Raw genomic sequence first — 10,219 nt, forward strand, 5'->3', positions numbered from 1 at the left:
TAATTCCCAGCCTTAGATCGACAATTTATCAACGCGTTTGCCACCGTAGATCAGGTTCACGATACAACGTGTACCAATAATGGCGGTGAACATTGAAGTTAAGATACCGATAGATAGAGTAACTGCGAAACCTTTCACCGCACCTGTACCGACCGCAAATAGAATGATTGCAGTAATTAGTGTTGTGATGTTCGCATCAGCAATCGTGCTGAATGCATTCGCGTAACCTTGGTGAATCGCTTGTTGTGGACTGCGTCCATCACGAATCTCTTCACGGATACGCTCGAAGATCAGTACGTTCGCATCAACCGCCATACCGACTGTTAACACGATACCGGCTATCCCCGGAAGCGTCATGGTAGCGCCTGGAATCATCGACATAACACCAATGATAAGCACTAAGTTTGCCATTAGAGCGATGTTTGCAATCAAACCAAAGCCGCGGTAGTAAAGCAGCGTAAATAGCATTACGGCAACCATACCCCAGATACATGCTTGGATACCCATATCGATGTTTTGCTGGCCCATTGATGGACCAATGGTACGTTCTTCAACGATAGAGATAGGTGCAATCAGTGCACCAGCACGTAGTAGAAGTGCTAGGTTGTGTGCTTCTGCAGCAGAATCGATACCTGTGATACGGAAGTTACGACCAAGAGCCGATTGAATCGTTGCTTGGTTGATGACTTCTTCATGCTTATCCAGAATAACTTTGCCTTCAGGCGTACGACGGCCACTGTCTTTGTATTCTGCAAACACGGTAGCCATTAGCTTACCAATGTTCTTCTTAGAGAACGCAGACATCTTATTACCACCTTCGCTGTCTAGCGAGATGTTAACTTGTGGACGACCATATTCATCAACACTTGAGCTTGCATCTGTGATGCTTTGACCGCCAAGAATAACGCGCTTCTTAAGCACAACTGGGCGACCATCACGGTCCATCTTGATTTCACTGCCTGCTGGCGCACGACCATTTGCCGCTGCCGATAGGTCAGCTTTATCATCAACTTCGCGGAATTCAAGCGTTGCCGTAGCTCCGAGAATTTCTTTTGCACGAGCAGTATCTTGAACACCAGGCAGTTCAACTACAATGCGACTAGCACCTTGACGTTGAACCAATGGTTCCGCAACACCTAGTTCGTTGACACGATTACGTAAAATCGTAATGTTTTGCTCAACAGCATAGTTACGGATCTCTTGTAAACGTTGCTCAGTAAAGGTTGCAGTAAGAGCGTAACGGCCATTTGAATCAGAATCGACAAAAATCATGTCCGGGTGATTCTTTTCTAGCGTTGCTTTCGCTTCTGCTAATTGCTCTTCGTTACGCAACAACACTTCTACCGCTTCTTTTCCAGAAGGGCGGATTGCACGGTAACGAATCTTGGCGTCACGAAGTTCGCTACGGAAAGCTTCTTCTTGTTGACCAACAAGCTTTTCCATCGCTGCATCCATATCCACTTCCATTAAGAAGTGAACACCACCGCGAAGGTCAAGACCTAGCTTCAATGGTGACGCGCCAATCGCTTCTAGCCAATCGGGTGTAGAAGGTGCAAGGTTAAGTGCAACAATTGTGTCTTTGCCTAGCGCTTCGCTGATGACATCACGAGCACTGATTTGTGTGTCAGTGTCGTTAAAACGAACAAGAATTGATCCATCTTCGAGAGCAATGGATTTATGAGAAAGTTGCTCTTTGTTAAGAGCAGTAGTGACAGCATCCAGCGTTGACATATCTACAGAGGCGCCACGCGCCCCTGTAACTTGAATAGCCGGATCTTCACCGTAGATATTTGGAAGTGCGTATAACGCAGCGGTGATGATGGCAAAAAGCACCATCAAGTACTTCCATAATGGATAACGGTTTAGCACAGCGAGGATCCTTTAGCTGTTTTATAGAGACTTAAGCGTACCTTTTGGTAGCACTGCAGTGATGAAGTCTTTCTTGATTACTACTTCATTGTTCGCGTTAAGCTCAATTGAAATGTAGTCATTGTCTTCAGCAATCTTAGTGATTTTACCCACTAGGCCACCGCTAGTTAAAACTTCGTCGCCTTTGCCCATAGAAGCCATTAGGTTTTTGTGTTCTTTTACGCGTTTCGCTTGTGGGCGGTAAATCATGAAGTAAAAGATCACTGCGAACATGCCAAGCATGATTAGCATTTCAAAACCACCGCCTGCTGGCGCGCCTTCTGCTGCTGCGTGAGCCTGAGAAATAAACATTAAAACATCCTCATTATATTTTATTGATAATCAAACAAATTGGGCTTTCGCATTTTAGATTCAAGTCTGAGAGTAACTAATAGAGATCGCTCTCTCAAAAATAACGTGCGTTAGCCTACTTTATTAGCAAAAGCCTCTGGCGACATGCCAAAGGCTTTAATTCTTTTAGTTTTTCAATTACTGCTCTTTTGCTAGTGGTGGCACTTCACGGCCACGACGCTCATAGAACTCAGTAACAAATTCATCGAAGCGATCTTCATCAATTGCTTTACGAATGCTTTCCATCAGACGCTGGTAGTAACGCAGGTTATGGATTGTATTCAAGCGAGCGCCTAAGATTTCATTACAACGCTCTAAATGGTGAAGGTACGACTTGCTGTAGTTTTGACAAGTGTAACAGTCACAATGCGGATCCAATGGTGTTGTATCCGTTTTATGTTTCGCATTACGGATCTTGATCACACCACCAGTCACAAATAAGTGACCATTACGTGCGTTACGCGTTGGCATTACACAGTCAAACATGTCGATACCACGACGAACACCTTCAACCAAGTCTTCTGGCTTACCTACGCCCATCAAGTAGCGAGGTTTGTCTTCAGGAAGTTGAGGACAAGTATGCTCAAGAATACGGTGCATGTCTTCTTTAGGCTCACCTACTGCCAAACCACCAACCGCGTAACCGTCAAAACCGATTTCCGTTAGACCTTTTACCGACACATCACGTAAATCTTCGTAAACACCACCTTGGACAATACCAAATAGGTTGTTCGGGTTTTCTAGCTTCTCGAAGTGGTCACGTGAACGCTGTGCCCAGCGTAATGACATTTCCATCGATTTCTTCGCTTCATCGTGTGTCGCTGGGTAAGGCGTACACTCGTCAAAAATCATAACGATGTCAGAGCCCAGGTCTTTTTGAATTTCCATCGACTTTTCTGCGTCCATGAAAATCTTGTCACCGTTTACTGGGTTACGAAAGTGAACACCTTCTTCAGTGATCGTACGCATCTTACCAAGGCTGAATACTTGAAAGCCGCCTGAATCAGTAAGAATAGGACCGTGCCAGTTCATAAAATCGTGCAGGTCACCGTGCATTTTCATCACTTCTTGACCAGGACGTAGCCACAGGTGGAACGTATTACCTAGCAGAATTTCTGCACCAGTACCTTTTACTTCTTCTGGTGTCATACCTTTAACGGTACCGTAAGTACCTACTGGCATGAACGCAGGAGTTTGAACAGTGCCGCGTTCGAAAGTCAGTTGACCACGACGTGCATTGCCGTTTTTCTTCTTAAGATCGAATTTTAATTTCACGATGCCTCCGGGTGTCAGAGAAACAGTCTGACTGAGTGTTTAGGGCTCTACCCTACTTTAAGGAGCGGTCGCTTTTCCTTGCGAGAGACAAAGCAATGGATGCTTTATTTCCTAGCTTACTGCTAGCACTCGTAAATCTATTTTTAACTACGCTGTTTTCTTCTTGATGAACATTGAATCGCCATACGAGAAGAAACGGTATTTGTTTTCCACCGCATGTTTGTAAGCATTCATGGTGTTCTCGTATCCAGCAAATGCACTCACCAACATGATCAGTGTTGATTCAGGCAAGTGGAAGTTTGTGATCAAGCAATCCACTAGCTGATATTCGTAACCAGGGAAAATAAAGATTTCAGTATCGCCAAAGAATGGGGCCAGCTCAGTCCCTTTTTGCAATGCGTCTTGCGCTGCACTTTCAAGTGAACGCACAGATGTGGTACCAACAGCAATAATTCGTCCGCCACGCGCTTTCGTCGCTTTAATTGCTTCGACGACTTCTTGTGGTACTTCTACGTACTCGGCATGCATGTGGTGATCGTTGATATTTTCCACTTTTACCGGCTGGAATGTACCCGCCCCAACGTGCAAAGTAACGTAAGCAAACTCTGCACCTTTCGCTTTGATTTTCTCCAAGAGAACATCATCAAAGTGAAGGCCCGCTGTCGGTGCCGCAACCGCACCTGGCTTTTGATTATATACCGTTTGGTAACGCTCTTTATCTGCATCTTCGTCTGGACGGTCGATGTAAGGAGGAAGCGGCATATGGCCGATTTCTTCCAGAATTTCTAGTACCGTCTTATCAGAACTAAATTTCAGTTCAAATAAAGCATCATGGCGTGCAACCATTTCTGCTGAATATTCATCATTCTCGCCAACAATAATGGTTGTACCTGGTTTTGGTGATTTAGAGCAACGAACGTGCGCGAGGATGCTTTTCTCATCCAACATGCGCTCCACCAGCACTTCTAATTTACCGCCCGATTCCTTGCGGCCAAAAAGACGAGCAGGAATAACACGAGTATTATTAAACACCACTAAGTCACCGGGTTGAACTTGGCCCAATACATCAGTAAATGTGCCATCAATGAGCTCTCCGGTATTGCCGTCCATTTGCAGCAGTCGGCTAGCGGTACGCTCTGGTTGAGGGTAGCGAGCGATGAGTTCATCTGGAAGGTCGAAATGGAAATCTGATACTTGCATGTTACTTGTCTTATCTATTGGTCAAATCACGTCTAGGCGACGATAAAATTGCGACGAGTTTTTCGCAGCAGACTAGTATATGTTTACATGCTGCAATAGCAAGCAAATCACCAGAATATAGCAGTAAAAGCCATGGTGAAGAGTGTAATAAAACGTGAAAAGCCTCGATTACTTGGCACTATTTTTAATTTGAGCCCCAAAGAGAGAACATGAAAAAAGCAAAGCAACGTATACCGCTGCTTATTAGTTTGGCATTCCAATCGCCCTATCAAACCTCACGCTTTCGCCACAAGAATAACGGCACGAATAAACCCAATAACCAAAACCCTAGACTGCCACCTTCATCATCTGAGCCTTTGAAATCACAGTTATTGGTCGCAATGCCATCGTGACACTCTTTATTGTCACCACTTTCATTGTTAGCACTTTTGATAAAATTCGGCGCAATGATGTAACGACTTGGTGGCGCATCGGCAGTGATGTAAGACTGTACCCAGTCGTAATAGTGGCTCACCTTGGTATAGAAACTTGGGATCGTCAAAGAGCCACACGTTGGTAGAATAAGAGGGCCGCCACTAACAATACCAATTTGTTTGCCGGTCGCCACATCGACCAACGGGCCACCACTGTCACCTTTACATGCAGAGTTGCCATATTGGGTATGGCTATCCGGCTCCAATACATGGTTTTGTGTTGGTAGCGTACAAATTTTGGTTTGGTTGTCTCTTGAATCAATGATCCCCGGAAAACTGCTGCCAATTTCTAAACGCTCATAACATTTGTCGATGGGCAAAAATGTGCTAATGGTGGTTTTGAGCGTATTAGAAGGTTCAGAAGCATCCGGCTGAGTAGACCCCCATCCAAACACTTGCACATTTTCGACACGTTGATTGGTCAGGTAATTATCGTTCCAGTCCGCCGCCAAACGTGCTTCGATACTCTCCATGTCAACTTTACTCGCTAGGTCAGCAAAGCTCGCGTTTGCCACTGGGCGCGTGAGATACAGCAACGCGATGTCTGAATCTAAACCGGTTTGGATAGGTTTCACGTTGCCATTACTGTCGGTCTCAGCTTTTGAAATCCGGGTGTAATCCGGATGAACCACAACGTGAGACACCGGATAGAAGTTATCAAGCCCTGCAGAATTAAGTTCATACACATTCGCATTCACCGACAGCTCACCCGGCGGGGTCACATAGTAGGTTGCTTCATTGGTTCCTTGTCCCATCACCACACAGTGCGCCGCAGTCAGTACCCATTGCTCTGTCAGCATCGTTCCACCACACAGCGGAAACTCTGCCATATTACTTGCTCGCAAAGTAACGCGGTCAACAGGATCGGTTTGTTCATCTCCTAACACAATCGCCTGTGTTGATGGCACACTGAATGCCGCCACTGCCAGCGCAATAAGTTTGTTACACGTTGTTCGTTTCATCTAGGTTGCTGTCTTCAATTTGGTAAGCCTGGACGTATCTTCTTCGAGAGAAGAATCTTGGAAAATCCAGCGAATAAAAATGTGCGATTCAATTCATTGGATTACCTTGGGAACACATTCAATATCAACTAAAAATGCCAACTGACTCGCACACAAACCGACTTATTCAAATTAATAAAAACACCAATAAAACACAGATTACGCAGCCCATCAGCATTGTGCTATTTAATTGATGAAAAACGAGTTAGCTCCCAGATATACAGAAAAATATTCTCTATATTTAAGAGAAGGACAATGCCGCTGGAGGTCTCTATGATCAAGGTTGAAGACATGATGACTCGTAATCCTCATACCTTACTGCGCACGCACACCTTGCGTGATGCAAAAAGCATGATGGATGCGCTTGATATTCGACACATTCCTGTTGTTGATGCCAATAACCACTTACAAGGCTTGGTGACTCAACGCGACATTCTTGCTGCTCAAGAATCGAGCTTGCACCCAGATGAGGCTGAACAATCTTTTACTTTAGACACACCGCTCTACGAAATGATGCACACCAACATCATGACGGCAGAGCCTATCGCGGGGCTCAAAGAGAGCGCTATCTATATGCAAAAGCATAAAGTTGGCTGTCTACCTGTTGTCACCAAAGGTCGATTGGTCGGCATTATTACTGATAGTGACTTCGTGACGATTGCGATTAACTTATTGGAACTACAAGAAGAAGTGGAACCTGAAGAAATCGAGCAGGAAGAGTAGTACGCAAGCGTATTCTCTTTGTTGTAAGTTTCGTTTTTACACCGGTTAAACGAAAAAAGAGCGGCAGGGTTGCCGCTCAAAATGCCATTACTGACGCTGATTAAGGAAGTGTTTCTCTGCCAATTAGAATTGGTCTTCTTCGGTCGAACCTGTCAATGCTGTCACTGAAGAGTTACCACCTTGGATAGTATTGGTCATTCTATCGAAGTAACCTGTACCTACTTCTTGTTGGTGCGCAACAAACGTATAGCCTTTTTCAGCTGCTTGGAATTCAGGACGCTGAACTTTCTCAACATAATGACGCATACCTTCACCTTGAGCGTAAGCGTGTGCCAGTTCAAACATGTTGAACCACATGTTGTGAATGCCTGCTAGCGTGATGAATTGGTACTTGTAGCCCATGTCTGCAAGCTCTTGTTGGAACTTAGCAATGGTTTCTGCATCTAGGTTTTTCTCCCAGTTGAATGAAGGCGAGCAGTTGTACGCCAACAATTGATCTGGGTATTCAGCGTGAATTGCTTCTGCAAACTTACGTGCTTCTTCCAAACATGGCGTAGCCGTTTCACACCAAATTAGGTCTGCATATGGTGCGTAAGCCAGGCCGCGAGAAATCGCTTGGTCGATACCAGCGCGAACGCGGTAGAAACCCTCTTGAGTGCGCTCACCTTCAATAAAGTCTTTATCATATGGGTCGCAATCTGAAGTAATGAGATCCGCCGCATTCGCATCAGTACGAGCAATAACTAATGTTGTTGTACCCGCTACGTCAGCAGCCAAACGAGCTGCAACGAGCTTTTGTACCGCTTCTTGCGTAGGAACTAATACCTTACCACCCATATGACCACACTTTTTCACCGATGCTAACTGGTCTTCAAAGTGAACGCCCGCGGCACCGGCTTCGATCATCGATTTCATTAGTTCGTAAGCGTTAAGCACACCACCAAAGCCCGCTTCAGCATCCGCTACGATAGGTAGGAAGTAATCAATACCACCTTCATCTTCAGGCGTCTTACCAGCAGCCCACTGAATTTGGTCTGCACGACGGAATGAGTTGTTGATACGCTTTACTACTGACGGTACAGAATCTACTGGGTAAAGAGATTGGTCTGGATACATCGTCGAAGCGGTGTTGTTATCCGCCGCTACCTGCCAGCCTGACAGATAAATCGCTTCAATACCTGCCTTAGCTTGTTGAACGGCTTGACCACCCGTTAGCGCACCAAGACAGTTTACGTAACCTTTTTTCGCACTACCGTTGACCAGTGACCAAAGTTTGTCTGCACCACGTTGTGCAATTGTGTTTGCAGGCACCATAGAGCCACGCAGTTCCACCACTTCCTCGGCAGTGTAAGTACGCTTCACATTTTTCCAGCGTGGGTTAGTTGCCCAGTCTTTTTCCAGAGCTTCAATTTGTTGGCGGCGAGTTAAGTTAGTCATTGGTCTATCCCTCTTTATAATTTGCACTTTATGCGTGTGCGTTGAGTTTCCGTTCTCAGGCAGTACTTCCCTATCTGCCTTGAAAATCCTTCACGTTATTGGTGTTACAGTTATTCTTTATTAATCCAGGTAGTCATAACCAGGAACTGTCAAAAAGTTGGTCAGTTCATCGCTCGTCGTGAGCCTTGCCATTAAGTCTGCTGCTTCTTCAAATCGACCCGCATGGTAGCGCTGCTCGCCAATTTCTTGCTTCACGACTTCAATCTCTTCTTTTAGATAGAGCTCGAACAGCTCTTTAGTGACCTTTAATCCGTTGTCTAGCGACTTGCCGTGTTGAATCCATTGCCAGATAGAAGCTCGGGAGATTTCTGCCGTTGCAGCGTCTTCCATCAGTCCGTAAATCGGCACACAACCATTGCCAGAAATCCAAGCTTCGATGTATTGCAGCGCAACGCGAATATTGTGGCGCATTCCGCCTTCAGTGCGCTCGCCTTCACAAGGCTCAAGCAGTTCGGCTGCAGTAATAGGCGCATCCTCTGCACGGCTCACATCCAACTGGTTGGTGCGTTCACCCAGCACAGCACTAAAGACTTCCATAGCAGTGTCAGCCAAACCTGGATGAGCCACCCAAGTACCGTCGTGGCCGTTGTTAGCTTCTAACGATTTGTCAGTCTGGATCTTGTCTAATACTTTTTGATTCTCTTTCGGGTCTTTAGCTGGGATAAATGCGGCCATTCCTCCCATCGCGAAAGCACCTCGTTTATGGCAAGTACGTACCAATAATCGCGAGTAAGCGTTTAAGAATGGCTTGTCCATCGTTACCACTTGGCGATCTGGCAGTACTCGGTCTGAGTATTTTTTCAATGTTTTGATATAGCTAAAGATGTAATCCCAGCGACCACAGTTCAAACCAACGATGTGTTCTTTAAGCGAGAACAGAATCTCGTCCATTTCGAATACCGCTGGTAAGGTTTCAATCAGCACAGTCGCTTTGATGGTGCCTGTATCCAAACCGAAATAGTCTTCCGTGAAATGGAACACTTCGCTCCACCACTTCGCTTCGTGATGCGATTGCAGTTTTGGAAGGTAGAAATAAGGGCCGCTGCCTTTTTGAAGTAACGCTTTGTAGTTGTTATAGAAATACAGAGCGAAATCGAATAGCGCACCTGGAATGATCTGACCGTGCCACGTAACGTGTTTTTCTTTTAAATGAAGGCCGCGAACACGGCAGATCAACACCGCTGGGTCATCTTCCAGCTGATAATGTTTGCCATTGCCAGGATTGGTGTAACTGATGGTGCCATTAACAGCATCGCGCAAGTTAATTTGACCATCCAGCACTTTACTCCATGCAGGAGACATTGAATCTTCGAAGTCTGCCATGAACACTTTTACATTCGCATTCAGTGCGTTAATCACCATCTTGCGGTCAGTTGGTCCGGTAATCTCCACACGGCGATCTTGCAGATCTTGTGGGATTCCTAGGATCTTCCAACTTCCTTCACGGATGTCTTGTGTCTCTGGTAGAAAATCTGGTAGCTCACCAGCATCAATACGTGCTTGCTTCTCTTCTCTTGCTTCCAGCAACTGTTCAACACGTCCGGCAAATTTTTCACACAGTAGAGATAAAAAGGTTTGGGCTTCAACAGGGAAAATTGCTTGATGTTCTGGAGCAACGACTCCATTCACCTCAAGCATGCCTTGGGTTTGCTTTAGTTGTTGTGTTTTTTGTTCTGTCTGAGCAAGCATAATCATTCATCCTTAACGTGCTTTATCAATCTTGGGCAGTCAGCGTAAAGCTACATTTGTAAGTTATGAACAACAAATTACATCCTTTAACTTTGTGTTCAA

At 45.4% G+C, this 10,219-nt stretch carries 8 protein-coding genes; 1 reads left to right on the forward strand and 7 read right to left on the reverse strand.

Annotated features, from left to right (window positions below; genetic code table 11):
* Positions 1 to 12 precede the first annotated feature (12 nt).
* From secD to R7H07_RS22415, 5 genes are all read right to left on the reverse strand, one after another.
* Complete coding sequence (secD, locus tag R7H07_RS22395; RefSeq protein WP_005381724.1) at positions 13 to 1,869, reverse strand: protein translocase subunit SecD; 1,857 nt, start codon at positions 1,867 to 1,869, stop codon at positions 13 to 15.
* 21 nt (positions 1,870 to 1,890) lie between these two features.
* Complete coding sequence (gene yajC / locus R7H07_RS22400) at positions 1,891 to 2,220, reverse strand: preprotein translocase subunit YajC (protein WP_005381725.1); 330 nt, start codon at positions 2,218 to 2,220, stop codon at positions 1,891 to 1,893.
* A 177-nt stretch (positions 2,221 to 2,397) separates the two neighbouring features.
* On the reverse strand, positions 2,398 to 3,534 hold the full coding sequence (gene tgt / locus R7H07_RS22405; RefSeq protein ID WP_005381727.1) for a tRNA guanosine(34) transglycosylase Tgt: 1,137 nt from the start codon (positions 3,532 to 3,534) through the stop codon (positions 2,398 to 2,400).
* A gap of 147 nt (positions 3,535 to 3,681) precedes the next feature.
* Positions 3,682 to 4,734 carry a tRNA preQ1(34) S-adenosylmethionine ribosyltransferase-isomerase QueA gene (gene queA / locus R7H07_RS22410; RefSeq protein WP_005381728.1) on the reverse strand — a complete coding sequence of 351 codons (1,053 nt, stop codon included), beginning with the start codon at positions 4,732 to 4,734 and terminating at the stop codon, positions 3,682 to 3,684.
* A 268-nt stretch (positions 4,735 to 5,002) separates the two neighbouring features.
* Positions 5,003 to 6,169 carry a trypsin-like serine protease gene (locus R7H07_RS22415; protein ID WP_132937062.1) on the reverse strand — a complete coding sequence of 389 codons (1,167 nt, stop codon included), beginning with the start codon at positions 6,167 to 6,169 and terminating at the stop codon, positions 5,003 to 5,005.
* 312 nt (positions 6,170 to 6,481) lie between these two features.
* On the opposite strand from R7H07_RS22415, the gene R7H07_RS22420 reads away from it, so the two are divergent.
* Complete coding sequence (locus R7H07_RS22420) at positions 6,482 to 6,931, forward strand: CBS domain-containing protein (protein WP_017820562.1); 450 nt, start codon at positions 6,482 to 6,484, stop codon at positions 6,929 to 6,931.
* Positions 6,932 to 7,054: 123 nt separating this feature from the next.
* Here the strand turns inward: R7H07_RS22420 and aceA are convergent, their stop codons facing one another.
* Complete coding sequence (gene aceA, locus R7H07_RS22425; protein ID WP_005381733.1) at positions 7,055 to 8,368, reverse strand: isocitrate lyase; 1,314 nt, start codon at positions 8,366 to 8,368, stop codon at positions 7,055 to 7,057.
* A gap of 120 nt (positions 8,369 to 8,488) precedes the next feature.
* Complete coding sequence (gene aceB, locus R7H07_RS22430; protein ID WP_206959752.1) at positions 8,489 to 10,117, reverse strand: malate synthase A; 1,629 nt, start codon at positions 10,115 to 10,117, stop codon at positions 8,489 to 8,491.
* Positions 10,118 to 10,219 lie beyond the last annotated feature (102 nt).

The organism is Vibrio sp. Vb1127 (genome assembly GCF_033338735.1).
Lineage (GTDB): Bacteria > Pseudomonadota > Gammaproteobacteria > Enterobacterales > Vibrionaceae > Vibrio > Vibrio alginolyticus.